Genomic DNA, 26,872 nt, shown 5'->3' with positions numbered 1-26,872 from the left:
CCTTTTGTCTGTTGAATGGTAGGAATCACTAATTAACCAGTGTTTCGCATGCCTGCTGCAATGCCTGCAATCGTCACCATTAGCGCTTCTTCAAGCTCTGCTGGTGGTGTTTCACACTTACGAGTACGGTAAAGCAGTTCAGCTTGAAGCATGTTTAGTGGCTCAACGTAGATGTTACGTAGGCGGATTGACTCAAGTCCCCAAGGGTCGCTCTGCATTAGGTTCTCGTTGTTCTCAACATTTAGCACGGCTTTGATGTCTTTTTGCAGCTGTTCACGCAGTAACTCACCTAATGGTAATAGCTCTTCGTCAACAAGGCGTTGGTCGTAGTACTTAGCGATTTCCATGTTGCACTTCGAGTACACCATTTCCAACATACCGAGACGGGTAGAGAAGAACGGCCACTCGCGACACATCTCTTCGAGCAGGGCTTGATGGCCTTGATCTACAGAGTACTGAATCGCTTCACCAGCGCCTAACCATGCAGGCAGTACCAAACGGTTTTGGCTCCAAGAGAAGATCCATGGAATCGCACGTAGGCTTTCTACGCCGCCGTTCGGGTTACGTTTCGCAGGGCGAGAGCCAAGAGGCAGTTTACCTAGCTCCAGTTCAGGTGTCGCTTGACGGAAGTAAGGTACGAATTTCTCTTCGCCACGAACCACGTTGCGGTAAGCCTCACAAGATACTTGAGATAGCACTTCCATTAGGTCGCGCCACTCTTGTTTTGGCTCAGGTGGCGGCAGAAGGTTCGCCTCTAGAATCGCGCTTGCGTAAAGGTTGAAGCTGTTTACAGCAACGTCTGGTAAGCCAAGTTTAAAGCGGATCATTTCGCCTTGCTCTGTTACACGTAAACCGCCTTTCAAGCTCTTAGGTGGCTGAGAAAGAAGAGCAGCGTGCGCCGGAGCACCACCACGACCAACCGTACCGCCACGACCGTGGAATAGAGTCAGTTCAATGCCTTCTTCATCACAAACCTTAACCAGTTTGTCCATTGCATCATATTGAGCCCAACCTGCAGACATTACGCCCGCATCTTTCGCTGAGTCAGAGTATCCGATCATCACCATTTGGTGGTTCTGGATAAAGCCACGGTACAAGTCGATGCTCATTAGCTGTTTCATTACTGCTTCTGAGTTGTTCAAGTCGTCTAGCGTTTCGAACAGCGGACATACGTCCATGCGGTATGGGCAGCCACATTCTTGCAGTAGTAAGTGAACAGCCAGTACATCTGATGCAGTACGAGCCATAGAAATTACGTAAGCACCGAAGGCTTCACGAGGTTGAGCAGCAATAACCTTGCAGGTGTCTAAAACCTCTTTAACCTGTTCAGATGGCTCCCAATCGCGAGGAAGAAGCGGACGCTTAGAGCTTAATTCATTGGTTAAGAAAGCAATCTTGTCTTGCTCGTTCCATTGGTCGTAGTCGCCAATGCCTAGGTAGCGAGTCAGTTCAGACAGTACATCTGAGTGACGAGTACTTTCTTGACGAACATCGAGACGAACTAGGTGTACACCGAACGCTTTTAGGCGGCGCAGAGTATCAAGCAGAGAACCGTCTGCGATTACGCCCATGCCACATTCGTGCAGCGATTGGTAACATGCGTAAAGCGGTGTCCAAAGTTGCTCGATGTTCTGTAGTGTTTCTTTCTTCGGAACCTCTGTGTCATGCAATTTTGCATCCAGCACTTCTAGCGTGTTGTTCAGTAGAGTGCGTAGGTTCTTCAGGATTGCACGGTAAGCTTCGTGTTCATCACCTGCTAGCTCACGAACGGCATCATTACACTTAGTCATCGACAGTTCGGTAATCAGCTCGTTTACGTCGCCTAAGTAAAGATCGGCAGCTTTCCAACGAGATAGGCGCAGAACTTCCTTAGTGATGGTGTGCGTTACGAATGGGTTGCCATCGCGGTCACCGCCCATCCAAGATGAGAAGTGTACTGGGCGTGCATCGATCGGCAGGCCTTCACCAAGATAACCTTTTAGTCGGCCATCCATTTCACGTAGGAAGTCAGGAACGGCTTCCCATAGAGAGTTTTCTACAACCGCAAAGCCCCACTTAGCTTCATCAAGTGGCGTTGGGCGTTGTTGACGAATCACATCTGAGTGCCAACCTTGAGCGATCAGTTGCTCTAGGCGGCGTTCGGTTTTCACGCGCTCTTTGTGTGATAGGTCGCTTAATTCTAATTTAGACAGACACTCGTTGATCTTAACTAGCTTGTTGATCATGGTGCGACGAGTGATTTCTGTTGGGTGTGCAGTCAGAACGAGTTCAATGTTCAGGTCGCGAACGGCTTGAGCCGCGTCTAGCTTGCTGATGTCATTCTGGTTTAATTTGGAAAATAGAGATTGCAGCACGTCTGGTTCACAAACATGCTCCTCACAGTGGCGAGAGATGGTGTGGTACTGCTCTGCCATGTTGGTGAGGTTGAGAAATTGGTTAAATGCACGAGCAACAGGAGTGAGTTGTTCGTTCGGCAGGTTTTTGATTTCTTCAACTAGGCTGTCACGGTCAGCTTTGTTGCCTGCGCGGGCGGATTTGGAAAGTTTACGGATAGTCTCCACTTTCTCTAAGATAACGTCACCATGTGCATCTTGGATTGTGTTACCTAGCAAGCGTCCCAGCATGCTTACGTTACTCTTGAGAGCGGCGTATTTCTCGTTCATTGTCATCCTGCCTCGTAAAAAAATTACATCCATTGTTCCTTGTTAAGTACACAATCTAGCGAAAAGTGCTGTATCTAGTCAAATAAAGCATTCTAAGTTTGCAATTATTAGTTTTCGAAATGCGGGAGAAGTAAATTTTCCAAGACTTCGGAATAAAGTGAAATTTAATTACAAGATCAGGCTTTGGCTGGGATAACAGAATAAAAGCCACCTTTTAGGGCAGCTTTTATAAAAAAGTATCGCAAGGGTAGCAATAGCTAGAAACAATATTTACGAATAGATTTACTCAGAACATCAATCGTTGGATCGATAAAATCGAAGCTTAGGAACTCATCTGGTTGGTGAGCTTGGTCGATAGAGCCCGGCCCCAGCACTAAGGTTGGGCAAAGTTCTTGAAGGAAAGGTGCTTCTGTACAGTAGTTCACGGTTTGTGATTCAGTTTCGCAAACTGATTCCATGCCACCAATAAATGGATGGTCGTGTTGGCACTCATAACCTGGGATAGGTTCGTGCAGTGGCGTAATCTCGATTCTGCCCGGCCATTTTGCTTCCACTTCTTTAAGTGCGCTGCGCAGCATGTTATCCAAGCCATCTAGGCTGATACCTGGCAAAGGACGCACATCATAGTGCAGCTCACAGCAACCACAGATACGGTTGGCACTGTCGCCACCGTGGATATGGCCAAGGTTTAGAGTGGGGCTTGGAATTGCGAAACCCGGGTGGTGATACTCTTTGACTAGCTTGTCACGCAGTTGCATTAAAGCGAACAACACTTCATGCATGATCTCGATGGCGTTGACACCTAATGCAGGATCAGAAGAGTGACCTGATTTACCCGTTACTCGCACAGCGTTAGCAACATGGCCTTTATGGCCACGAATCGGCACAAGGCTGGTTGGCTCACCAATAATGCAGTAATCCGGTTTAAACGGCGCATTTTCAGTGAAATGACGCGCACCCAGCATGGTGGTCTCTTCGTCACAGGTTGCCAATACATATAGCGGCTTGGTCTGTTTGCTCCAATCCATCTTCTTTGCCGCTTCATAAACGAAAGCGAAAAAGCCTTTCATATCGGCTGTGCCTAATCCATAGAAGCGATTGTTGTGTTCTGTTAGTGCGTGAGGGTCGAAGTTCCAACGTCCTTCATCAAATGGCACTGTGTCGCTGTGTCCTGCGAGTAGCAAGCCACCTTCGCCCGATCCCATCTTAGCGACCATATTATGCTTGCCGGGTTCGACTTCCACGACTTCAACGCTAAAGCCTACGTCTTTAAACCATTGAGCCATTTTTTCGATCACTTTCTCGTTGCCATGATCCCAGCTTGGATCGGTCGAGCTAATAGAGTCTGTGGAAATTAGGCCTTTGTAGACCTCAAGAAAACTCGGTAATTGCATAATAACTTCACTTCTACTATTGACAGGAAAACCATAAGTCGGTAAAACACATATTAAATCATATTTAATGCATAAGAAATCAAATAAAGCTAAAAATTAAGTATGAATAGTCAAATTTGAAATGTAACTTACCTCAAAAATGGATGTGTTGAGATGTTGAAAACCACGATCATTGGCGCAAGCGGCTACACAGGAGCAGAACTGGCTCTAATGATAAACAGACACCCTGAGCTCACGCTATCAGGTTTATATGTCTCAGCCAATAGTGTAGACGCAGGTAAACCTATTGCGGCACTGCACGGTAAGTTAGCTGGTTTGATTGATATGCCAGTACAACCTTTAACAAATCCGGAAGAAGTAGCTAAACAGTCTGATGTGATTTTCTTAGCAACGGCACACGAGGTTAGTCACGACCTAGCGCCAATCTTTCTAGAGAACGATTGCCAAGTCTTCGACCTATCGGGAGCATTCAGAGTTAAAGGCGAAAACTTCTATCAAGAGTTTTACGGTTTTGAACATCAACACGAACAATGGCTAGACAAAGCGGCTTACGGTTTAGCGGAATGGAACGAACAAGAAATTAAAGAAGCTCAGCTTGTCGCTGTCGCGGGTTGTTACCCAACGGCATCACAACTGGCGATTAAACCTTTGGTTGAGGCCAAGTTACTGGATGAAAACCAATGGCCAGTGATTAACGCGACTAGCGGTGTGACTGGTGCAGGCCGCAAGGCGACGATGGTTAACAGCTTCTGCGAAGTAAGCCTGCAAGCTTATGGCGTCTTCAATCACCGTCATCAACCTGAAATGGCTGCACATTTAGGATGTGATGTGATTTTCACTCCACACCTCGGCAACTTTAAGCGCGGTATTTTAGCGACCATCACCATGAAACTGGCTGAAGGCGTGACAGAACAACAGATACAAGATGCCTTTGAACAAGCTTACCAAGGTAAACCAGCAGTGAGACTACTCGAAGAGACACTGCCAAGAATTCAAGATGTAGAACAGACACCTTTCTGCGACTTAGGTTGGAAGGTTCAAGGTCATCACATCATCGTTGTTTCAGCGATTGATAACTTATTAAAGGGTGCATCTAGCCAAGCGATGCAGTGTTTGAATTTACGTTATGGTTTTGCGCCATTAACTGCGTTAGTGTAAGGAAATCTAGATATGAGCCTTAATAATCAACCATTAATCATAAAGTTAGGTGGCGCTGCGCTATCTTGTGGTGAAACACTTAGCAAGTTATTTGGTGCTATCTCTGCTTACCAACAACAGGCACAACGACCAATCGTGATTGTTCACGGCGGCGGTTACCTTGTTGATGATTTGATGAATAAGTTGAACCTCGAAACCGTTAAGAAAGAAGGGCTACGTGTTACTCCTTATGATCAGATCCCAGTGATCGCTGGTGCATTAGCGGGCACGGCGAATAAATTACTTCAAGGTCAGGCGATTAAAGACGGTATCAATGCCGTTGGTTTAAGCCTAGCAGACGGTGGTTTATGCAAAGTGAGCGAACTGAACCCTGAACTGGGGGCGGTAGGAAAAGCGGAGCCGGGCGACTCAACCGTTCTGCAAGCGATTCTTAATGCGGGCGCACTGCCTATCATTAGCTCGATTGGTCTGACTGAGCAAGGCCAACTGATGAACGTCAATGCCGACCAAGCTGCGGTTGCCGTTGCAGGCGCACTTGATGCTGAACTGGTACTGCTTTCTGATGTAAGTGGTGTGTTGGATGGCAAAGGTCACCTCATTCCAAGCCTTAATCAACAACAAGCTGATGACCTTATTACAGGCAAAGTGATTACCGACGGCATGATCGTTAAGGTTCAAGCCGCACTAGAAGCCGCTAACGACCTTGGACGACCAATCGAAGTTGCCACTTGGCGATACCCAGAAAAGCTAACACAACTGTTTTCAGGTAAAAGCATAGGAACACAGTTTTTACCTCAGTAGGTCTCACAACGAGTCACTACTTAAAGAATTTAGACAAATTAAATAAACATATAATTATGAAGTCATTTCCAACGCTGACCGCCATGTGCAGTATGGAAACTAGGAGAAAGAAAATGAGCAAAGTTAACGTAAAGAAAGTTGTAGTAGCCTACTCTGGCGGTCTAGACACATCAGTAATCATTCCATGGTTGAAAGAGAACTATGACTGTGAAGTGGTTGCGTTTGTTGCGGATGTTGGTCAAGGCGACGAAGAGTTGATTGGTATCGAAGAGAAAGCAAAAGCTTCTGGTGCATCTGAGTGTTACATCGCAGACCTTAAAGAAGAGATGGTTGCTGACTACATCTACCCAACGCTGAAAACGGGCGCTTACTACGAAGGTAAATACCTACTAGGTACGTCGATGGCGCGTCCAATCATCGCGAAAGCACAGGTTGAAGTCGCACGTAAAGTAGGTGCAGACGCACTGTGTCACGGCTGTACTGGTAAAGGTAATGACCAAGTTCGTTTTGAAGGCGCATTTGCTGCACTAGCACCTGATCTACACGTAATTGCACCATGGCGTGAATGGGATCTAGTGAGTCGTGAAGAGTGTCTAGATTACCTGGCTGAGCGTAACATCCCTTGTACGGCTTCTCTTACTAAGATTTACTCGCGTGATGCAAACGCATGGCACATCTCAACAGAAGGCGGCGTTCTAGAAAACACATGGAATGCACCTAACGAAGATTGCTGGGCTTGGACTGTAGACCCTGAGCAAGCGCCAAACGAATCTGAAACAGTGACGCTTAAAGTTGAAAAAGGCGAAGTGGTTGCGGTTGATGGCGAAACAATGACGCCATACAACGCACTGGTTTACCTAAACGAGAAAGGTGCTAAGCACGGTGTTGGTCGTATCGATATCGTAGAGAACCGTCTTGTTGGCATGAAGTCTCGTGGTTGTTACGAAACTCCGGGTGGCACAATCATGATGGAAGCACTGCGTGCAGTAGAGCAACTGGTTCTTGATAAAGCGGCATTCGAATTCCGTGAAGAGCTCGGTGTTAAGGCTTCTCACCTTGTATACGATGGTCGTTGGTTCACTCCACTATGTAAGTCAATCCTTGCCGCGACAGAAGAGCTAGCACAAGACGTGAATGGTGAAGTGGTTATCAAGCTTTACAAAGGCCATGCAACGGTGACTCAGAAGCGTTCTGACAACAGCCTGTACTCAGAAGAGTTTGCAACCTTTGGTGAAGATGAAGTTTACGACCAAAGCCATGCTGAAGGCTTCATCCGCCTTTACTCGCTATCAAGCCGTATCCGTGCTTTGAATAGCCAAAAGTAATCCTAACAATGAGTTAGTGAGCTAGCCTTTGATGAAAGATTGAAGGTTAGTAAACAGACATTATTATGCAAAGCCCATTCACTATTGATTAGTGAGTGGGCTTTTTACTTTCTATTTGCCTAATAAATCAGCTTCGGTTTTTCCTATCGGATAGCATATAATTCGCGCTCCACGCTAAAAATAATCAATGGATTGAACTGTTGGTGAATAAATATGTGAAAATAATGAATTAATACTTTATTTTCATTTTGAATTGCCGTAAGTTTAAACCATCAGAAAAATACTGAATCTTAATCAGAATTATCATTTGCAAAAACAGTGAGCACTGTGCAATTAGGAGATACACAATGGCATTATGGGGCGGTAGATTTACCCAAGCAGCAGACACCCGGTTCAAAGATTTTAACGATTCTCTTCGTTTTGATTACCGATTGGCTGAGCAAGACATTGTGGGCTCAATTGCCTGGTCTAAAGCTCTACTGTCGGTCAACGTATTAACAGAAGAAGAGCAACAGAAGCTTGAGTTAGCGCTGAATGAGCTAAAACTTGAGGTGATGGAAGATCCTGAACAGATTCTACGTTCTGATGCAGAAGATATTCACAGCTGGGTTGAGCAGCAACTTATCGGCAAAGTCGGTGACTTGGGCAAAAAACTTCACACTGGCCGTTCTCGTAACGACCAAGTGGCGACAGACCTGAAACTATGGTGTCGTCAGCAAGGTAACCAACTGCTACTGGCATTGGATCGCCTACAAAGCCAAATGGTGAACGTTGCTTCTCAGCATCAAGAAACCGTGCTTCCTGGCTACACTCACTTACAACGTGCTCAGCCGGTAACTTTTGCTCACTGGTGCTTGGCTTACGTTGAAATGCTTGAGCGTGATTATTCACGTTTGAATGATGCGATTAAGCGTCTAGACACATGTCCGCTGGGTTCTGGTGCCCTTGCTGGAACAGCTTACCCGATGGACCGTGAAGAGTTAGCTCACAACTTAGGTTTCCGTCGTGCAACGCGCAACTCTCTAGATTCAGTTTCTGACCGCGACCATGTGATGGAGCTAATGTCGATTGCTTCTATCTCTATGCTTCACCTTTCGCGTCTTGCAGAAGATATGATTTTCTACAACTCAGGTGAATCAAACTTCATCGAGTTAGCGGATACCGTGACGTCAGGTTCATCTCTGATGCCACAAAAGAAAAACCCAGATGCGCTAGAGCTTATCCGTGGCAAAACTGGCCGTGTTTACGGTTCATTAGCGGCAATGATGATGACAGTAAAAGCTCTGCCTTTGGCGTACAACAAAGACATGCAAGAAGATAAAGAAGGTCTGTTCGACGCTTTAGATACTTGGAATGATTGTATGGAAATGGCAGCACTCTGTTTTGACGGCATTAAAGTGAACGGCGAACGTACACTTGAAGCCGCGAAACAAGGCTACGCGAACTCAACTGAATTGGCTGATTACCTAGTAGCGAAAGGGATTCCTTTCCGTGAAGCTCACCATATTGTTGGTGTGACGGTAGTGGCGGCGATTGCTAAAGGCTGTGCATTAGAAGAATTAACCATCGCAGAGATGAAAGAGTTCTCTGAGGTGATTGAGGAAGATGTGTATGACATCCTGACCATTGAATCGTGTCTTGAAAAACGTAGCGCGCTAGGCGGTGTATCTCCACAGCAAGTGGCTTACGCGGTTGACCAAGCTGAGAAACGTTTATCACAGCGTGATACGTCCATCGTCAAGGTTCGTCCTGCTCGTCTGACCGATATTGAAGCGTTGGAAGGTATGGTCGCTTACTGGGCGAACATGGGTGAAAACCTACCTCGTTCTCGTAATGAACTGGTGCGTGATATTGGCTCGTTTGCGGTCGCAGAGCATCATGGTGAGGTGACAGGTTGTGCATCACTCTATGTGTATGACTCTGGCCTAGCGGAAATCCGTTCACTGGGTGTCGAAGCTGGCTGGCAAGGTCAAGGGCAGGGTACCGCAATTGTGCAGCACTTGGTTGAGAAAGCGCGACAAATGGCCATCAAGAAGGTGTTTGTGCTGACTCGTACTCCAGAGTTCTTTATGAAGCATGATTTCTTACCAACATCGAAATCTCTGCTGCCTGAGAAGGTACTGAAAGATTGTGACCAGTGTCCTCGTCAACATGCGTGTGATGAAGTGGCATTGGAAGTGAACTTGGTAGAGCAGATAATTGCTAAGGTTAATGTTGCATAAGGCATTGATTTTATAGCTCCTAAAAAAAGATCAAAAATCTGATCTTTTTTGGGAACAAACTAAGAAAAGCCCGGTCTATTAAAGTACCACTGCTTTTTCTTAGAATTTTCTAAGAAAGCCCTAGAATCGATTGGTTCTGGGGCTTTTTTCTATCTGCTGTTCGGGAAATGACAATAGCTCGAAAATTATGATGAATTATCGGATTGTTTAGCCCTGTCTCTAATCACTACTCTTTATCCAATAAAGACTTCCAGCTAACGTTTTTTGCCCTTTAACGGTAGCACCACAAACTTCATGACCCAATGCAACGACAGCAAGCCACTGAACGCGAAAGCGGCCATCATCAACGCGATGGCATTGATGGTTTTTGGGTCTTCTCTGAAAAACAGCCACCATACTCCCCAACTCAAAATCGACAACACCATCAGCTGATTCATGCAACGCTGGCAGCGACCGAGTTTGTTACGGATTTTTTCACTTTTATTGCAATGAATGCATGTCATCTTGGGTTTGATTCGCGTTATGCTTGTTGCCCTGATAATAACACGTCACAAGATATTGGATCACGGTGACACAGAGAGAGAAAGTCGATGATTGAGCGCCAAGAAACCAAGCAACGTATGAGCCGTATTGTTAAACACAACGGTACTATCTACCTATGTGGCCAAGTTTGTGCTGATGCAACTAAAGACATCACTGAACAAACTCAAACCATGTTAGATAAAGTAGAAGCGCTACTTGAGCAAGCAGGCAGCGACAAAGAGCACATGCTGTCAGCAACGATTTACTTGAAAGACATGAAAGACTTCCAAGAAATGAATGCAGTTTGGGATGCATGGGTTCCAGAAGGCCACGCTCCAGCTCGCGCATGTGTGACAGGCGACATGGCTCGCGAAGCGCTACTTGTTGAGATCTCTGTGATTGCTGCTGAGAAAAACAGCTGTTGTTAAGTCATTCTTAGTTCAATGAAAAGCCTCGCTGTTATGCGAGGCTTTTTTATATGACTAATTCTGAAACAGTTAGCTAGATACTTTTTGCATTATGCTACGACCAACAACTTGACCCGACTTAGATTTCTTCGTGCGGATTAACAAGCCTTGATCCCAGTCTGTCCCAGCAGGTTGGTATTCCCATTTGACGAAATACTCTTTATTGTCAGAGCACACGTCACCCTGAACATAGTCATCTTGATCACAGAAGCGCACGACCGTGTTCAACTCTGTAAGGGTTGCCTGAGATTGTCGACCTGTTTGGTTGAACCACCAATAATCGATGTTAGCTAAATCTTCATAGGTGTATGGTTCGTCATGGGTATTGTCTTGTGCGGTTCCATTTTGACATTCCGAACCGCTGATGGTGACATTGGATTCTGAGAAAGAGTAGCTTTCCTTCGCTACGGAGTTGTCTGCGCAAATCTGAGTGTTAACCCATTCACCTTCAAAGTTTACGTAGCGCTCACCTCCAGCCTCATCTACAGGATAATAGAATGCGACTAACTGAGTGTTTCGGCTATCGGTGCAACTTGATGGCGATAGATCACAGCTATCTCCATTTAACTCTGTTTTGTTAGTAATCTCTGTGTAGATGCCAGTAATCGGGTCGTAAGCTCCTGAGATAACTTCACGCTGCCATGCGGAGTCGATATCTCCATCATCTTTATCGTCTCGAACTCGTTCATTGAAGTGATTTAACTCACTAATAGTGCTTGCTTGGAATGGACCAAAATTGAACTCATCCCAAGGAAATGGTTCGTTGGTTTCTTGAACACCTTCAGGGTCTTGCAGTTGGTAAGCGAATGTCCCATTTTTAATGATCGAATAATTTTCGTCGGGGATTCCATCACAGCTTTTATCAACAAAGTTATGGCCTGCCGCGAGGCAGTTTAAATAATCTTCAGCTCTGCTTTCCGAAAGGGATGTGTCGTTTGAGCCAGCAAGCATAACTACGTTTTCTGAATCTAAAGTGAAGTCCATAGATGTCATGCCACGAGTTTTTTCAAAGAGCTCGATTGGCAGGGTTTTATCTGCATGTACGTAGGTAAATGTTTGTGGGTCTAAGTCTGTAGCGATTTTATACTGAGTAACATCGATATAGCGTACGTGTTTATGACCACCTTGTGCGAACGGGTTGTTGGTATCAACGTCTCCACGCACCATTTCACCAAAAGAATCAGACATATGTGCGATAGCTTCAGCGTCAGTCACTATGTTCGTGGAAGCAACGCCAATCTCAGTTAAAAAAGTCTCAACACTGCTGATATTGTCGAGTCTAAGGTTGACTAACGCATCAGCAACTTGCTGATCGTCTCTGTCTTGTAGCTTTTCCGGGATAGTTAAAACGCCGCTTCCGGAACTACCAAATTGGTTATTAACAGACTGGAGTAGAACCGCTAAGTTTATCGCTCTGTTGTATTTACCAGCTGCTTCAAACGGTGTTACTACTTCTTGCACTGAAGCTGCTCCTACTTTTACACCATCAGGACCACCAATATAAAAGGTGACTGAATCGTTCGGGAGGGCGTTGAAATTCCCTTCTGAATCCGTTACTCCATTTAACCCTGAGCTTGTTGTGTATGATAACCCTTCAACAGCAGAATCAATAAATTGGTATGAGGTTATAGTTTCCTCGCTTGATCCTGAATTGGAGTCTGAGCCGCACCCAATTAAAGCCAAAGTAATGGTTGCTGCTAGCAAACTTTGTTTGAACATTACATCTTCCTTGTGAACATTTTAGTTGTAGTAAATTGCTGAAAATTCCCTTTATGGAATAAAGGTCACCTTTCGATGAGTTACTATTATAGAGGTATGCAAGGGGATGAATGGAAGTGTCGAAATGTATCTAAAAGTAACCAAGTGACTTTAATCATACTTGGTGTGGAAAACATTATGAAATATGTGGGTAAATAGAAAAATAGCTTACCAAAGGTAAGCTATTTATATTAAATATCAATAATTTAACAACCAGGGCCACAATCTAGGCAGTGTTTCACCATCTCTGGGCCTAGGTGCAGTTTCGCATTCAGGTCACGTAGGGCAGTTCGTACACCCTCTTCGATTACTGGGTGGTAGAACGGCATGTCTAGCATCTCAGAAACCGTCATCTTGTTCTGGTGTGCCCATGCTAATAAGTGAGCCAAGTGTTCTGCGTTTGGTCCCATCATCTCAGCACCAAGGAAGCGGCCTGTGCCTTGCTCGCCGTATACGTGCAGAATACCTTTGTTGCGAAGCATCACTCGTGAACGACCTTGGTTTTCGAAAGACACTTCACCCGTTGCGAAACAGCCACATGTGCCTAAGCGTGTGGTGATCTCTTTGTAGGTTTCACCAACCATCGCGATTTGCGGGTCAGAGAATACTGCCGAGATTTTAGAGCGGCGTAGGCCTGCACGAATCTCTGGGAAGCGACCTGCATTGTCACCCGCAATACGAGCTTGGTCTGCTGCTTCATGCAGTAGAGGCAGTTGGTTACTCGCATCACCAGCGATAAATATTGATGGTAGTGATGTTTGTAGCGTGTAGTGGTCTGCGATTGGCACACCACGTTCATCAAGCTCTAGAGAGGTATTCTCTAAGCCAAGCTTGTCAGTGTTAGGGCGACGACCTGTTGCTGCTAGTACGTATTCAACGACGTTAGTTTCTAATTCACCTTGTTTATTGATGAACTGGATTTCGACACGTGGCTCACCCGATTCAGTGGTAATGCGCTTCATGCTTTCGATTTTCACGTCGGCATCGAGATAGAACTCTTCATTGAAAGCTTTATCTGCATAAGCCATGATCTCTGGATCAGTTACTGGGCCAACTTGACCACCCAAACCGAACAGTTTGGTCTTCACACCTAAGCGGTGCAGTGACTGACCAAGCTCAAGACCAATAACACCAGGGCCAAATACCGCAACCGATTCTGGTAAATCATCCCAGCTGAACACGTCGTCGTTAATGATCAGGCGATCGCCAAGCTCATTCCAAACGGCAGGGTATGCAGGGCGAGAACCGGTCGCGATAACAATACGCTTAGCGGTGACAACCGTGTGGTCATCAATTTGTAGTGTGTTGTCATCTAAGAACTTTGCGTAGCCAGAGATCTTGTCTTGCTCTGGGATTTCATCAACACCTTCTAAAACAAAACCAACAAAACGGTCACGCTCAAACTTCACTCGGTTCATCACTTCACGGCCGTTAATCACGATATCACCTTGTGGGTGAACGCCAAAAGCCGGAGCTTTCTCGATTTGGTGTACGCTTTCCGCAGCTGCAATAAGCAGTTTAGATGGCATACAACCAACACGAGCACAGGTTGTACCGTAAGGGCCACCTTCAATCATCACGACACTGTCAGTGTGTGCTTTTGCAGCGCGGTAAGAACCTAAACCTGCCGTACCGCCCCCGATAACTGCTACATCTACATTGACTTGTTTCATAATAATTTTCTCGCAATGGCTAAATTTGGTTTGAACGAACCCCTCCAACTCTGATGATTTTTTGAGAGTCAGGATTGCGGGTCAGTTTTGTGATTCTGTTTTATTAGGTTTAGCTTGTGACTCTGCTTTTATTGCTAACTATAGGTTAGTAAAAGACAGGCGAGTCACCAGCTATATTCTTTTTCCCAAAACTCAGATAAGAGTGTTTGGAATAGCTAACCCACAAGAGGGTGGGTTAGCTGATACTTCTAAGCCTATATCGGCGATGAAGCGATTAGCCTAGGAAAGTTTCTAGTTCTTCACTACCACCGATGTGTTTGCCACCGATGAATACTTGAGGAACGGTAGTGCGACCAGAGATTGCACGTAGGCTTACTGTTGTTGCATCTTTACCTAGAACCACTTCTTCGTAGTTCAGACCTTTGTCGATTAGGTTCTGTTTTGCTTTCATACAGAAAGGACAGCCTGGCTTAGTGAATACTGTGATTGACTCTTGCTCTTTGTGCTCAGGAGCAAGGTAGTTAAGCATAGTATCTGCATCAGAAACCTTGAACGGGTCGCCTGGTACGTCTTCTTCGATGAACATTTTTTCTACCACGCCGTTTTTAACCAGCATGCTGTAACGCCATGAACGTTTGCCGAAGCCGATGTCGTTTTTCTCAACTAGCATACCCATGCCGTCTGTGAAATCACCGTTACCATCTGGGATGAAGGTGATGTTTTCCGCTTCTTGGTCTGCTTTCCAAGCGTTCATTACGAATGTGTCGTTTACTGAAACACACAGAATGTCATCAACACCGTTTTCTTTGAATACAGAGTGTAGCTCGTTGTAACGAGGTAGGTGGCTTGACGAACATGTTGGCGTAAACGCACCTGGTAGGCTGAATACGATAACTGTCTTGTCTTTGAATAGCTCTTCAGTAGTTACGTTAACCCATGCATCACCTTGGCGAGTTGGGAATGTTACTTGAGGGATTGATTGACCTTCTTTAGATGCAAACATATTGATTTCCTTAAATAGTATTTTTAATTTTGTTCTATCAGAGCTTAACGTTTTTCTTCGCTCTGTTTCGTTTCGTTGAGCCCATTATTAGATAAATCCTTTGATAGCTCTAATCGTTTGATGTTATGGTTTTGATAGGTAAATTCTATCAAGAGCATTTTTCTTTTAAATGTTTCTATTAGAACCCTTGTTCTTATTAAAACCTGAGGTAAGAGACTGATCATGAACATTCGTGACTTTGAATACTTGGTGGCGCTCGCAGAGCATAAACACTTCCGAAAAGCGGCAGAAGCGTGCTTTGTCAGTCAGCCGACACTAAGCGGTCAAATACGCAAACTCGAAGATGAAATTGGACTTCAGTTAACCGAGCGTAGTCCAAGGAAGGTGATATTTACAGAATCAGGGTTACAACTTGTTGAACAAGCCAAGCGTATTCTCAATGAAGTGAAAACTTTTAAAGATATGGCGAGTGGACACGGTGAAGCGATGACGGGGCCAATGCACATTGGTTTTATTCCAACCGTGGGTCCTTACATCTTGCCTAAGATTGTTCCTCATCTTAAAGAGAGCTTCCCAGATCTTGAGCTTTACCTGCATGAAGCTCAGACCCATCAGTTAGTGAGCCAACTTGAAGATGGCAAGCTTGATTGCTTAGTACTGGCTGCGGTTGATGAAACGGCGGTGTTCAAAGAGATCGATGTGTATGACGAGCCGTTAAGTGTTGCCGTTCCATGTGACCACGAGTGGGCTCAGCAAGACACTGTCGATATGCTGCAGCTAAATGGACAAACCGTACTTGCGCTAGGTGACGGTCACTGTTTGAGAGACCAAGCCTTGGGCTTCTGTTTTGCTGCGGGCGCCAAAGATGATGAGCGCTTTAAGGCAACCAGCTTAGAAACGCTGCGTAACATGGTCGCGGCGGGGGCGGGGATTACCTTGCTTCCTCAGCTATCGGTGCCGAAAGAGAAGCAGAAAGATGGTGTGTGTTACGTACCTGCTGTGAATCCAACACCTTCACGTCGCATTGTTGTTGCCTACCGTCCTGGCTCTCCATTGAAGGGACGTTTCGAGCAATTGGCTGAGACGATTCGAACTCAACTGGAGAAGACGGCTTAGCGCTTGAATTTAGAGCCTAGTCTGGTCAGATATAGATATAAAAAAAGGGTTGATATGAATGCATATCAACCCTTTTTGTTGGTTCATGTTACTAGGTTCTACAAACCTTAGTTAGAACAGTTCTTCTACTGCTTCACCTGATGAGGTTGAGTAGATGTCATCATTGAAACGTTCAGTGATGTACTCGGCTGGCTCTGTGCCTTTCTCGAAGTACTCGAACATTGATGAGCTATCGAACTTGTTGGTCAGTAAGCCAGTTTCACGGTCGATACGAACACGGACGATGTTCTCAGGAATCTCTTTACGCTCAGCAGGAACACCCGCTAACGCCGTACCCATGAAATCAACCCATGCAGGTTCTGCTGTTTTCGCGCCAGCTTCTGCACCCGTAATTTGGTTCTTACCAAGATTTGAGTTCGCTTTGGTTCTGCCTAGGTTGCGGTTGTGGTTATCAAAACCAACCCATACCGTAGCCACCATGCCAGGGCCGTAACCGCTGTACCAAGTATCTTTCGAATCGTTGGTGGTACCCGTTTTTCCGCCAATGTCACGACGCTTCAACGGCTGTGCACGCCAACCTGTACCGTTCCAACCCGTACCTGCGCTCCAATCACCGCCACCCCAGATGTTGCTGTACATCATTTCACGAACAAGGAATGCGTTCTGTTCAGAGATAACTTGAGGTGCGTATTGTACTTTGGCATCCACATCTTGCTCTGCAAACTCATCAGCTATTGGGTCTGAGGTCATTTGCTGTTGGCAATCGTCTTTACAAACCACTTTTGGTGTCGCTTCAAATTCAGTCTCACCAAATGGTGTCTCAATGCGGCTGATGTAGAAAGGTTCAACGTAGTAGCCGCCATTAGCGAATACTGAGTAACCTTGAGCTACTTTCATTGGCGTTAAGCTACCCGCACCCAGAGCAATGGTTTCAGAGCGCGGAACTTCATCAATATCAAAGCCAAATCGAGTTAGGTAGTTACGAGTATCATCTAGACCTACTTCGCGCAGTACACGTACCGCCATTACGTTTTTAGACTGAGCTAAGCCAATACGTAAACGAGTTGGACCCACGTAAGTCGGTGGCGAGTTCTTTGGTCGCCATGCGGTACCTTGGCTCTTATCCCATTGGTTAATCGGTGCATCGTTGATCAGTGAGGCTAGCGTTAAGCCTTTCTCAATCGCTGCTGAGTAGATAAAGGGTTTGATACCAGAACCCACCTGACGAATAGATTGCGTTGCACGGTTGAACTTGTTGTGGACAAAGTTAAAGCCACCGACCATCGACAATACCGCGCCGTTGTTCGGGTTCATTGCAACAAATGCTGTGTTCGCATTCGGTACTTGGCTTAGTCGCCATACAATCGGTGTTTCTGATTCTGCAGTCGCTGACTCTTCTGTCGGCTCTTCAGAGACTTCATCGCCGGTAACGGCTTCATGGCGAACCCAGATTTGTTCACCAACCGCCAGAATTTCTTTCGCTTGAGAAGGCGCTGGTCCTTGGCGGTTATCCGTTAGGAATTTACGCGCCCAGTTCATGCCTTGCCATTCGATAGTGCCTTCACCTTGGTTCTTAACCCAAATTTGAGCACTTTTCGAATCAACCGCGGTAACAACAGCAGGGACTAGGTCACCATAGGTTGGTTGAGACTTAAGGTGTTTAACGATTTGTTCTTGATCCCACGCTGATTGCGCAGTCTGCCACAATACTTTTTCAGCACCACGGTAGCCGTGACGCTCATCGTAGCCAAGTAGGTTCTTAATTGCGGCTTGGTTCGCTGCTTTTTGCAGTTTCGAATCAACGGTCGTGTAGACCTTCATGCCTGATGTATAAGCTTCTTCACCATAGCGTTCCACCATCCAAGCACGTGCAACTTCAGCAACATATGGCGCGCTCAGTTCGATCTCTGCACCGTGGTATTTCGAGATAAGCTCTTCGCTACGAGCGTCATCGAACTCTGCTTGAGTGATGTATTTCTCGTCTAACATACGACGCAATACAACGTTACGACGGTTAGTCGCGCGCTCAACAGAGTAAATAGGGTTCATTGTCGAAGGTGCTTTTGGCATACCCGCAAGGGTCGCAATTTCACTCAGCGTGAGATCAGGAAGATCTTTACCGAAGTAAACACGTGCTGCCGCGCCAAAACCATACGAACGGTGACCAAGGAAGATCTTGTTGACGTAAAGCTCCATGATCTCTTCTTTACTAAGAAGTTGCTCAATGTGGATCGCAATGAAGATCTCTTTGATCTTACGCATAATCTTTTTCTCATTAGATAAGAAGAAGTTACGCGCAAGCTGCTGAGTAATGGTACTAGCACCTTGTTTGGCTGAACCCGACATTGCAACCACGAGTGCTGCACGTGTGATACCGATTGGGTCAATACCTGGGTGTTCATAGAAACGGCTATCTTCGGTGGCAATCAGAGCCTCAACTAAGTGGCGAGGAATCTCGTCATAAGTGACTGGATTACGACGCTTTTCACCAAATTGAGAGATCAGCTTACCGTCTTGACTGAAGACTTGCATCGGCGTTTGGAGTTCTACGTCGCGCAAAGTGGCAACATCAGGCAACTCTGGTTTTACGTAAAAATAAAACCCGAAAATTGTACTGACTCCAAGAATCATGCAAATCAATGTAAATATGAATAATCGCTTTATGAACTTCACCGGATAATCCCTGATTAGTTAAGGCTGATAAGCAGCAAACCCTTGTACTCTAGGCTAAAAACTTAGCTTTCGTTTATTAACGCTTATTTAACTAATAATCACAACCCCTAGATAATCAACGAAATGCTTGGCACTTCAGGAGCTAGGTCACATGGGTTCATCATTAATTACAGGTATAGATATAAATCATCACAGCATCAAAGCCGTGGTACTAAAACCCGTGGGGGAGTTGTATGCCCTAGTGGGATACAAAGAGCTGCCGATTTCGGACGACATTTTTACAGCTAACCATACTTTGGAGTATCAGAAAACTGTTAAGAAACTTAAAGAACTTAGGAAAGGACTGCCTTTTGGCTGTCGCAACGTCGCCATTTCGGTACCTGATAACACGGTGATCAGCAAAGTACTGCAAATAGAGAGTGAGTTAGAAGACAGAGAAAAAGAGTTTTCTATCTATCAAACCTTCGCCCATCAATCTCCCTTTCCTATCGAGGAGCTGAGTTTAGATTTTGTAAAGCTGGAAGACAAACGATTTGGTAAAGGTTCGACAAGCAGTTATCAGGTATACGCCACTCGTAAAGAAGTTGTGGATAGCCGAGCGGATGCATTAACCAAGGCTGGCTTCAAACCTGTGGTGGTGGATACACAGGCGCATGGGCTACTTAATATCTGGCAATTGGCCTCGCGCCTGTATCCCGATAAGAAAAACTGGTTGCTAGTGGATGTTGGAATCGACCAAACCTCGCTAGGGGTTATCCCGCAGAATTCGGCGCCTTTCTATAAAGACATCGCCTTTGGCACTCAAGATCTTCGCAGCTCAGATGACCCGAGTGATATCGAGAGCGTGTTCGGTACTATGGAAGAGACACATCAATTCATTGTTAACCTGATTGAGAAGCTCAAGCGTCAATTGCAGCTCTATTCATCGGGAAATGCGCAGCAACCTATCTCAGGGATTTGGTTGATGGGCGAGGGCGCCAGCATCCCTATGGTAACCGAAGAGCTAGAACGCCATTTTCAGTTGAGCTGCGAGTCATTGAATCCTTTGTCTTTATTTGAGAATAAGGTCGCCAAGAGACGCCGACTGCCGATTGACTGGCAACACTTTGGTATCGCGGCGGGTATGGCGATGAGTGGGCTCAAGTGGCAGGGAGAGAAGCATGTTGCATCAAATTAACCTGCTGCCGTGGCGTGATGAGATTCGTGCTCAGCACAAGAAGCGTTTTATCCATCTGGTCATTCTTGGCGTCATCATTGCGCTTATAGGGCAATGGGCGGTTGGTCACTATTTTCACGATCAACAAGCCAAGCAGCAAGCTCGCCTCAATTACCTCAATCAGTACATTGCTGAGCTCGACCGACAAATTCAGTCGTTAAAAGTCGCAGAGCAAGAACACAAAGCCATTCTGACTCGACTTGATGTGGTTGAGTCGCTGCAGCTTGGCCGTAATAAGACCACCGACTTCATGAACTTGATGCCGGAGCTGATTCCAGAGGGTGTCTATGTCGACAAGATAAAGATGAATGGTCAGGAGATTGAAATGTCGGGCATCAGCGACAGCACTGCTCGTCTCGCCACCATGTTGGACAACCTCGAACGTTCAGATTCTTTGAAAGGGGTCGAGATGCACTCTATCGTTCATAACCGCAAGCGCTTCAATAAAGAGTTTCAGACCTTCAAGGTCTCTTTTGTGTTTAGCCCTGTGTCTTTAGAAAACACAACCGCGAGCAGAAAAGATAAGGGGGCGCATCATGGCTAACCTTCAAAATAGGATTAGTAGGCAAAACAGGATGAGCTTGCAAGATCTCGATGTTGATGAGATCACCGAATGGCCATTGTTGCCTCAGCTTCTCGTGATTCTGGTGTTGATGGTGTTAATCCAAGGTGTTGGCACTTGGCTGTATCTGCTGCCGCTCGACGAGGAACTGAAACAGATGAAGCAACAGGAGCAGACCTTAAAAACGACCTTGAGGATAAAGGCGAATAAGGTTGCAGCCTTGCCTAAGTTGCAGAGCCAGTTGGATGAGCTAACTAGTCGCTACGATTATCTATTAGAGCAGCTGCCCGTTCAAAAGGAGTTAGCGAGCATGTTGGCCTCCGTGAATGAGCTCGGCTTGGATAACTCGCTGACCTTCACACGAATCGATTGGGGGCAAAAGCAGAATAAGGAGTTTCTCTATCGATTGCCTCTCAATATAGAGCTGACAGGTGACTATCACGAGATTGGTGACTTCTCTGCTGCCATCGCCAAGCTGCCGCGTATTATTAGCTTTGATGATGTGAATTGGCAGCGAGTCAGTCAAGAAAGTAGCACGCTGCACTTTAGGGTTCGAGCTTATACCTACCAGTTTAAATCGGAGGTTAATGATGAAACCCAATAGCGCGTTTTACTCAATCGTATTGATGCTTGCGTTGTCAGGCTGCAAAGCTAATCAAGACTCACTGCAAGATTTTGTGGCGCAGGTTGAAGCCAAGGCGAGAAAAGACGTCGAGCAACTTGTCCCAGCAACTGAATTCACGGCGGCGACTTATCAGCGCCGATCTTTGCGTCCTCCCTTTGAACTGCCTAAAGAAGCCATTGTGCAAAACCAACCCTTGGTTAAGAAAGACTGTTGGCAACCCAGCGCCCGTTCTCGTAATGGCAAGTTAGAGAAGTACCCGCTGAGTAAGCTTCGTTTAAGAGGCGTGATGGGCAGTGGCTCAAGCGTGTTTGGCTTAGTGCAAACACCCAAAGGCAACGTGGTAAACGTCAAGAAAGGCCAGTTTATCGGCTTAAACAATGGCCGAGTTACTAAGGTGACGAGCCAATACGTTCAGATTAATGAAACTCTTCCAGATGGCTTAGGTTGTTGGCATAAGCGCAACGTTAGGCTGGCTCTGAAGTAAACCAATGTCACATGATGTGGATATGAGATGTAAATATGATTAAAGGAATAAGTGGATTAGTGAGCAAGGCTCTACAAGGTTTTGCTGTGTCTGTGATGTTGGTTGTTAGCGTGCTCAGCCATGCCGAGAGCTTACCGAACAAATTGGAGAATATTGATTTTAGGGTCAATAAGGATAAAGACGCCGTCATCATTATTGAGCTGGCGACCAGCACAGCAGTGGTGGATGTTCAACGAGCTCAGGAAGGGTTAAGTATCGAGCTAATCAATACTCAAGTTGATGATGACAAGCTCTACCTGCTGGATGTGAAGGATTTCGCTACCTTGGTTGAAGGCATTGAAGTCTATAAAGAGACACCAAGCACTCGGCTTCTAGCGACGATTAGCAATGACTATCAGTATGAATACAACCTAAAGGGGCGCTTTATTGAGGTGGTGATCAGCAAACCGGTGCTCGATGAAGCGACCAAAGAAAAAAGCGTTCTAGAGAAAGAGGGCAAGCTGATATCGATTAACTTCCAGGATATCCCGGTACGAAATGTCCTGCAACTGATTGCCGATTACAACGACTTCAATCTCGTGGTGTCTGATTCGGTAGCCGGAAACCTGACGTTACGCTTAGATGGCGTACCTTGGCAGCAAGTTCTCGACATTATCTTGCAAGTTAAAGGCTTGGATAAGCGTGTTGATGGCAATGTTATCTTGGTCGCGCCGAAAGCGGAGCTCGACCTTCGAGAGCAACAAGCGTTAGAGAAATCGCGCTTAGAAGAGGAGTTAGGGGAGCTTAAATCGGAAATCATCAAGATTAACTTTGCTAAAGCCACCGACATCGCTGACATGATTGGAGGTGAAGGTGCGGTCAGCATGTTGTCCGATCGTGGTTCGATTACCATTGATGAGCGCACCAACTCACTGCTCATTCGTGAATTGGAAGAAAACATTGCCGTGATCCGAGGCATCATTGAATCGTTAGACATTCCCGTGAAGCAGGTACAGATAGAGGCACGTATTGTCACGGTTACTGAGGGTAATCTTGATGAGCTTGGCGTGCGCTGGGGCGTTTCCTCAACCAACGGAAGCTTCACCGTTGGTGGCTCAATCGAAGGTAACCACCCATCAGCGATTACGCCGTATGACGACGATAGCGGCAGCAGCGTGATTGATGACTATCTCAACGTCAATTTAGGGGCAACATCGCCGAACGCCTCGAGTATTGCGTTTCAGGTGGCCAAACTGGGTTCAGATACCTTACTCGATCTTGAACTGTCGGCACTGCAACAAGAGTCAAAAGCTGAAATCATTTCTAGTCCACGCTTAATCACCACCAATAAAAAGCCGGCTTATATTGAGCAAGGTACTGAAATTCCTTACTTAGAGTCATCTTCAAGTGGCGCTACGTCGGTTGCATTTAAGAAAGCCGTGTTGAGTCTTAAGGTGACACCGCAGATCACGCCCGATAATCGTTTGGTATTGGATTTGAGCGTGACTCAAGATAGGCCAGGGCAAGTGGTAAAAACTGGAACCGGTGAAGCGGTCGCCATTGATACGCAAAGAATAGGTACGCAAGTGCTTGTTAATAATGGTGAAACTGTCGTGCTTGGCGGGATATTTCAGCACAGCGTGAGCAGTACAGTGGATAAAGTTCCTCTGTTGGGGGACCTGCCAGTTTTGGGCGCATTGTTCCGTCGCAGCTATGAAAATGTGGGTAAAAGTGAACTACTTATTTTTGTCACACCCAAAGTTGTGATTCAGTAATGAACAATTAGATTAAAAATAAAGTTGCATTAGTGGCACCTAACCTTGATAATTTCGGGTCTTATCACGAATTATCTGTGAGGAATCGGTGCCACGGGCCTTTTAATTTCAGTACTTGTACTGACCTACCTTGTGGCGATGTCATTGAATTAACGTTGTAAATTACTGCTAAAAACATGGCTGAGAAACGCAATATTTTTCTTGTTGGCCCAATGGGCGCCGGCAAAAGTACAATTGGTAGACACCTAGCTTCCCAACTTCATATGGAGTTTCTAGACTCTGACACTGTGATCGAAGAGCGCACTGGCGCAGACATCGCATGGGTTTTTGATGTTGAGGGCGAAGAAGGTTTCCGTAAGCGCGAAGAATCTGTAATCAATGATCTGACAGAAGAACAAGGTATTGTTCTTGCGACAGGTGGTGGTTCAGTGTTGAGCAAAGAAAACCGTAACCGTCTATCTGCACGAGGCATTGTTGTATACCTAGAGACAACAATTGAAAAGCAACTTGCTCGCACTAACCGCGACAAGAAACGCCCTCTACTTCAAACAGACAACCCGCGTGATGTGCTAGAAGATCTAGCTGTATCTCGCAACGCACTATACGAAGAAGTGGCGGACTACACAGTTCGTACTGACGACCAAAGTGCAAAAGTGGTAGCCAACCAGATCGTAAAAATGCTAGAAGAACGTTAAGTTCATTTTTTCGGAGAGCAAACCCATGGAACGGATTACGGTCAATCTAGCTGAGCGTAGCTACCCTATCTCTATTGGCGCCGGGTTATTTGAAGACCCGGCGTACCTTTCTTTTTTATCAGGTAAGCAGAAAGTTGTTGTTATCAGTAATGTGACAGTAGCGCCTCTTTATGCTGATAAAATTTTATCGCTATTGGATCAAGTCGGCTGTCAGACATCTCTTCTCGAGCTGCCAGACGGTGAACAGTACAAAACCCTTGAAACGTTCAATTCAGTGATGAGCTACATGCTTGAAGGAAATTACAGCCGCGATGTGGTGGTGATTGCTTTAGGAGGTGGTGTTATCGGTGACTTGGTCGGTTTTGCTGCCTCTTGTTACCAGCGCGGTATTGATTTCATTCAAATCCCGACGACCCTTCTTTCTCAAGTGGACTCTTCTGTTGGTGGTAAAACCGCAGTAAACCATCCTCTTGGTAAGAATATGATCGGCGCTTTTTACCAACCGAAATCTGTGATCATCGATACCAACTGTTTATCAACGCTTCCAGAGCGTGAGTTTGCAGCGGGCATTGCTGAGGTGATCAAATACGGCATCATTTACGATGAAGCCTTCTTTGATTGGTTGGAGCAGAATCTAGAGAAACTTTATCAACTTGATGAAGAAGCACTGATTACCGCGATTGCTCGTTGTTGTGCAATTAAGGCTGAAGTGGTGGCTCTAGATGAAAAAGAGTCAGGAATCAGAGCGTTATTGAACCTAGGTCATACATTTGGTCATGCGATTGAAGCAGAACTAGGCTATGGTAATTGGCTACATGGTGAAGCTGTGTCGTCAGGCACTGTAATGGCAGCTAAAACAGCTCAATTACAGGGACTGATCTCTCAGCAGCAACTTGAGCGAATTATTTCTATACTCAAGGATGCGAAACTACCAATCCATACGCCAGAAAGCATGTCTTTTGAAGACTTTATGAAGCACATGATGCGCGATAAAAAAGTGCTGTCTGGTCAGTTGCGTTTGGTATTACCAACAAGTATTGGTACTGCTGAAGTGGTTGCTGATGTGCCTCAAGACATCATTAAACAAGCGATCGATTTCTGCCGTACTCTTTAAATTTGGTTGTGAGGTTGCCTAGCTAAACTCTAGGCAACTGAAGCGTTTTACTGATCGATCTTATCAGTAGGGATCCCCAATGAGTTTGGCTCATGAATTAAGAGTATTAGAGTTAGAATCTCAAGTTGAGCTGCTAGAGCGCTTACAGCTTTTGACTAACTTTGGTTCAAACCTTGTGACGGTGGCGGGCAAAGCTGGCTCTGGCCGATCTTGGTTGGCTCAGCGTTATCTTGAAGCATGGTCGACAGAAAAAAATCAGTGTTTACTGCTTTGTCATCCAAGCCAAGACGATCAACAACGCCGTGCGCTCATTCTTAGCCAAATTGTTTCTGATCCCCTGTTTAATCAACATGATTCTTTATCGGATAGCCTAACAAGGTTACTGGATGGAGAACCGTGTAATGTGGTTATCGTCGTTGATGATGCCCAACGACTTTCTGAGCTATTGGTATCCGAATTATGGATGTTGGTACTGGAAGCTCAATCAAACCCTCAATGGACGATCAATATCGTTCTCTTCTCGGAACCTGGCCACTTAGATACGTTATTAACGCGTTTGAGCTACGGTCAACAACACAAACCTATCGATCTTGAGATCGATGACCTTTCGCAACCAGAAGCTGAACATTTCTTTGAATCACTGGTGATTCGATATGTTGATGATGAGTCTGAAACTTGCGTGCGACGTGCGTTTAATAAAGCGCAACCTCTGCCCGGTGAGTTAATGGCTTTAGGAGAATTGAAAGTGGAAAAAAGGATTATTATTCGCTCAATTATTGGCTCACCCATCAATATCGCGATTGTGGTGGCCTTGCTGTTGATTTTAATTGGTGGTGGTTATTGGTGGATGTTCAGTCAACCAACCCCTGACGATAAAGCGCAATCTCTTATCGCTCCGATTGAACAGACAGCTATCCCAACTTTTGAAGTGGAAAGTGGTACCGAGCAAGCTGGAATCGACGGAATGGACGATTCTGAAGCCGAAGCTGACATGAGTTATCAAGGTGCTGATGACGACAGCTCATCTTTGCCACCGACTGTCGTTGAAGATACCGCGAGTGTTGGAGAAGTCGAACAAGATCAGCAGCGTGTCGTAATCACCTCTGATGTGGTTGATGCCTTGCTTGATGATAAACCTGAAAGTGCCGATACCAGTGCGATTGATGCTGCTGTTGAAGAAAACACAGGTGCCGCGGTGAGTTCGCAATCAGATGCAGACAAAGTGGAGTCACAGCCTTCAGCCGATGAAGCAACAGACCTAACACAGTCCACGCCACCGACTAAGAAAATTACATTCTCATTTTCTCGCGAAGAGTTACAAGCTATCTCTCCGCGAGCTTATACTTTGCAGTTGAGTGCGATGACCTCATTGGACGACGTACAGTCTTTCATTGAAGAGTATGACCTTGAGAACAAGGTTCGTATTTACCCAACACTTCGCAACGACACCAAGTGGTTTATTATCACTTATCAAGATTACCCAACGATTCAAGTGGCGAGAGACGCGGTAAGTGCGTTATCAAAACCCCTTCAACAGTTGGAACCTTGGGCAAAATCGATGAATCAAGTGCATCGAGAGATAGAACGTGCGAAATAACCCTGAGCTTAGCCTCAAAATATGTTACATTCCGCAGCCTTATTTTTGAG

General features: G+C 45.8%; 22 protein-coding genes. 14 read left to right on the top strand and 8 right to left on the bottom strand.

The features are described from left to right. Positions 1-32: 32 nt before the first annotated feature. Both ppc and argE read right to left on the bottom strand, forming a co-directional pair. Positions 33-2,669, bottom strand: a complete 2,637-nt coding sequence (gene ppc / locus AB4486_RS21800; RefSeq protein WP_170791819.1) for a phosphoenolpyruvate carboxylase — start codon at positions 2,667-2,669, stop codon at positions 33-35. Positions 2,670-2,920: 251 nt separating this feature from the next. Then, the gene (argE, locus tag AB4486_RS21795; protein WP_009848891.1) at positions 2,921-4,057 is read right to left on the bottom strand and encodes an acetylornithine deacetylase; all 1,137 of its coding nucleotides are present in this window, start codon (positions 4,055-4,057) and stop codon (positions 2,921-2,923) included. A 153-nt stretch (positions 4,058-4,210) separates the two neighbouring features. Between argE and argC the strand changes: the two genes are divergently transcribed. From argC to argH, 4 genes are all read left to right on the top strand, one after another. After that, on the top strand, positions 4,211-5,215 hold the full coding sequence (gene argC / locus AB4486_RS21790) for an N-acetyl-gamma-glutamyl-phosphate reductase (RefSeq protein ID WP_017061139.1): 1,005 nt from the start codon (positions 4,211-4,213) through the stop codon (positions 5,213-5,215). Between the two features lie 12 nt (positions 5,216-5,227). Beyond that, positions 5,228-6,016: an acetylglutamate kinase gene (gene argB / locus AB4486_RS21785; protein WP_017061138.1), complete on the top strand. Its 789-nt coding sequence runs from the start codon at positions 5,228-5,230 to the stop codon at positions 6,014-6,016. A 113-nt stretch (positions 6,017-6,129) separates the two neighbouring features. Next, complete coding sequence (locus AB4486_RS21780) at positions 6,130-7,341, top strand: argininosuccinate synthase (protein WP_017061137.1); 1,212 nt, start codon at positions 6,130-6,132, stop codon at positions 7,339-7,341. 347 nt (positions 7,342-7,688) lie between these two features. After that, entirely contained in the window at positions 7,689-9,563 is a 1,875-nt protein-coding gene (gene argH / locus AB4486_RS21775; RefSeq protein WP_017061136.1) for an argininosuccinate lyase, read from the top strand. 254 nt (positions 9,564-9,817) lie between these two features. Here argH and AB4486_RS21770 read toward each other — a convergent pair whose 3' ends face one another. Further along, on the bottom strand, positions 9,818-10,066 hold the full coding sequence (locus AB4486_RS21770; RefSeq protein ID WP_029235423.1) for a DUF3624 domain-containing protein: 249 nt from the start codon (positions 10,064-10,066) through the stop codon (positions 9,818-9,820). Between the two features lie 87 nt (positions 10,067-10,153). On the opposite strand from AB4486_RS21770, the gene AB4486_RS21765 reads away from it, so the two are divergent. Next, positions 10,154-10,513, top strand: a complete 360-nt coding sequence (locus AB4486_RS21765) for a RidA family protein (RefSeq protein WP_017071317.1) — start codon at positions 10,154-10,156, stop codon at positions 10,511-10,513. A 69-nt stretch (positions 10,514-10,582) separates the two neighbouring features. Here the strand turns inward: AB4486_RS21765 and AB4486_RS21760 are convergent, their stop codons facing one another. From AB4486_RS21760 to AB4486_RS21745, 4 genes are all read right to left on the bottom strand, one after another. After that, the gene (locus AB4486_RS21760; RefSeq protein ID WP_017063690.1) at positions 10,583-12,271 is read right to left on the bottom strand and encodes a hypothetical protein; all 1,689 of its coding nucleotides are present in this window, start codon (positions 12,269-12,271) and stop codon (positions 10,583-10,585) included. Between the two features lie 245 nt (positions 12,272-12,516). Further along, positions 12,517-13,983: a dihydrolipoyl dehydrogenase gene (locus AB4486_RS21755; protein WP_372118595.1), complete on the bottom strand. Its 1,467-nt coding sequence runs from the start codon at positions 13,981-13,983 to the stop codon at positions 12,517-12,519. A 274-nt stretch (positions 13,984-14,257) separates the two neighbouring features. Continuing rightward, positions 14,258-14,986, bottom strand: coding sequence for a glutathione peroxidase (locus AB4486_RS21750; protein WP_017061133.1), 729 nt, complete (start codon positions 14,984-14,986; stop codon positions 14,258-14,260). Between the two features lie 44 nt (positions 14,987-15,030). Further along, the gene (locus AB4486_RS21745; protein WP_017096544.1) at positions 15,031-15,210 is read right to left on the bottom strand and encodes a hypothetical protein; all 180 of its coding nucleotides are present in this window, start codon (positions 15,208-15,210) and stop codon (positions 15,031-15,033) included. Between AB4486_RS21745 and oxyR the strand changes: the two genes are divergently transcribed. Then, entirely contained in the window at positions 15,209-16,102 is an 894-nt protein-coding gene (oxyR, locus tag AB4486_RS21740; protein WP_017061132.1) for a DNA-binding transcriptional regulator OxyR, read from the top strand. The two genes, AB4486_RS21745 and oxyR, sit on opposite strands and share 2 nt — an antisense overlap. Before the next feature lie 111 nt (positions 16,103-16,213). Here oxyR and AB4486_RS21735 read toward each other — a convergent pair whose 3' ends face one another. Then, positions 16,214-18,775: a penicillin-binding protein 1A gene (locus tag AB4486_RS21735; RefSeq protein ID WP_372118592.1), complete on the bottom strand. Its 2,562-nt coding sequence runs from the start codon at positions 18,773-18,775 to the stop codon at positions 16,214-16,216. A 151-nt stretch (positions 18,776-18,926) separates the two neighbouring features. On the opposite strand from AB4486_RS21735, the gene pilM reads away from it, so the two are divergent. The 8 genes from pilM (at position 18,927) to AB4486_RS21695 (ending at position 26,822) form a co-directional block, all read left to right on the top strand. Continuing rightward, the gene (gene pilM, locus AB4486_RS21730) at positions 18,927-19,952 is read left to right on the top strand and encodes a type IV pilus assembly protein PilM (protein ID WP_017061130.1); all 1,026 of its coding nucleotides are present in this window, start codon (positions 18,927-18,929) and stop codon (positions 19,950-19,952) included. Then, on the top strand, positions 19,936-20,535 hold the full coding sequence (locus AB4486_RS21725; RefSeq protein ID WP_017061129.1) for a PilN domain-containing protein: 600 nt from the start codon (positions 19,936-19,938) through the stop codon (positions 20,533-20,535). The genes pilM and AB4486_RS21725 overlap by 17 nt, the downstream gene beginning before the upstream one ends. Continuing rightward, entirely contained in the window at positions 20,528-21,157 is a 630-nt protein-coding gene (locus tag AB4486_RS21720; protein ID WP_017061128.1) for a type 4a pilus biogenesis protein PilO, read from the top strand. The genes AB4486_RS21725 and AB4486_RS21720 overlap by 8 nt, the downstream gene beginning before the upstream one ends. Further along, positions 21,144-21,662 carry a pilus assembly protein PilP gene (locus AB4486_RS21715; RefSeq protein ID WP_017063694.1) on the top strand — a complete coding sequence of 173 codons (519 nt, stop codon included), beginning with the start codon at positions 21,144-21,146 and terminating at the stop codon, positions 21,660-21,662. The genes AB4486_RS21720 and AB4486_RS21715 overlap by 14 nt, the downstream gene beginning before the upstream one ends. Before the next feature lie 35 nt (positions 21,663-21,697). Next, positions 21,698-23,416: a type IV pilus secretin PilQ gene (locus tag AB4486_RS21710; protein ID WP_032545762.1), complete on the top strand. Its 1,719-nt coding sequence runs from the start codon at positions 21,698-21,700 to the stop codon at positions 23,414-23,416. A 176-nt stretch (positions 23,417-23,592) separates the two neighbouring features. After that, a complete protein-coding gene (gene aroK / locus AB4486_RS21705) occupies positions 23,593-24,111 on the top strand; it encodes a shikimate kinase AroK (RefSeq protein ID WP_017061125.1) in 519 nt (172 codons plus the stop codon). A 25-nt stretch (positions 24,112-24,136) separates the two neighbouring features. Next, positions 24,137-25,225, top strand: a complete 1,089-nt coding sequence (gene aroB / locus AB4486_RS21700) for a 3-dehydroquinate synthase (protein ID WP_372118589.1) — start codon at positions 24,137-24,139, stop codon at positions 25,223-25,225. 79 nt (positions 25,226-25,304) lie between these two features. Next, a complete protein-coding gene (locus AB4486_RS21695) occupies positions 25,305-26,822 on the top strand; it encodes an AAA family ATPase (RefSeq protein ID WP_017068836.1) in 1,518 nt (505 codons plus the stop codon). Positions 26,823-26,872 lie beyond the last annotated feature (50 nt).

Source organism: Vibrio sp. 10N.222.55.C6 (assembly GCF_041473395.1).
Taxonomy (GTDB): domain Bacteria; phylum Pseudomonadota; class Gammaproteobacteria; order Enterobacterales; family Vibrionaceae; genus Vibrio; species Vibrio crassostreae_C.
Note: the sequence above shows the minus strand (reverse complement) of the source record. Positions and strands in the feature narration are given on the sequence as shown.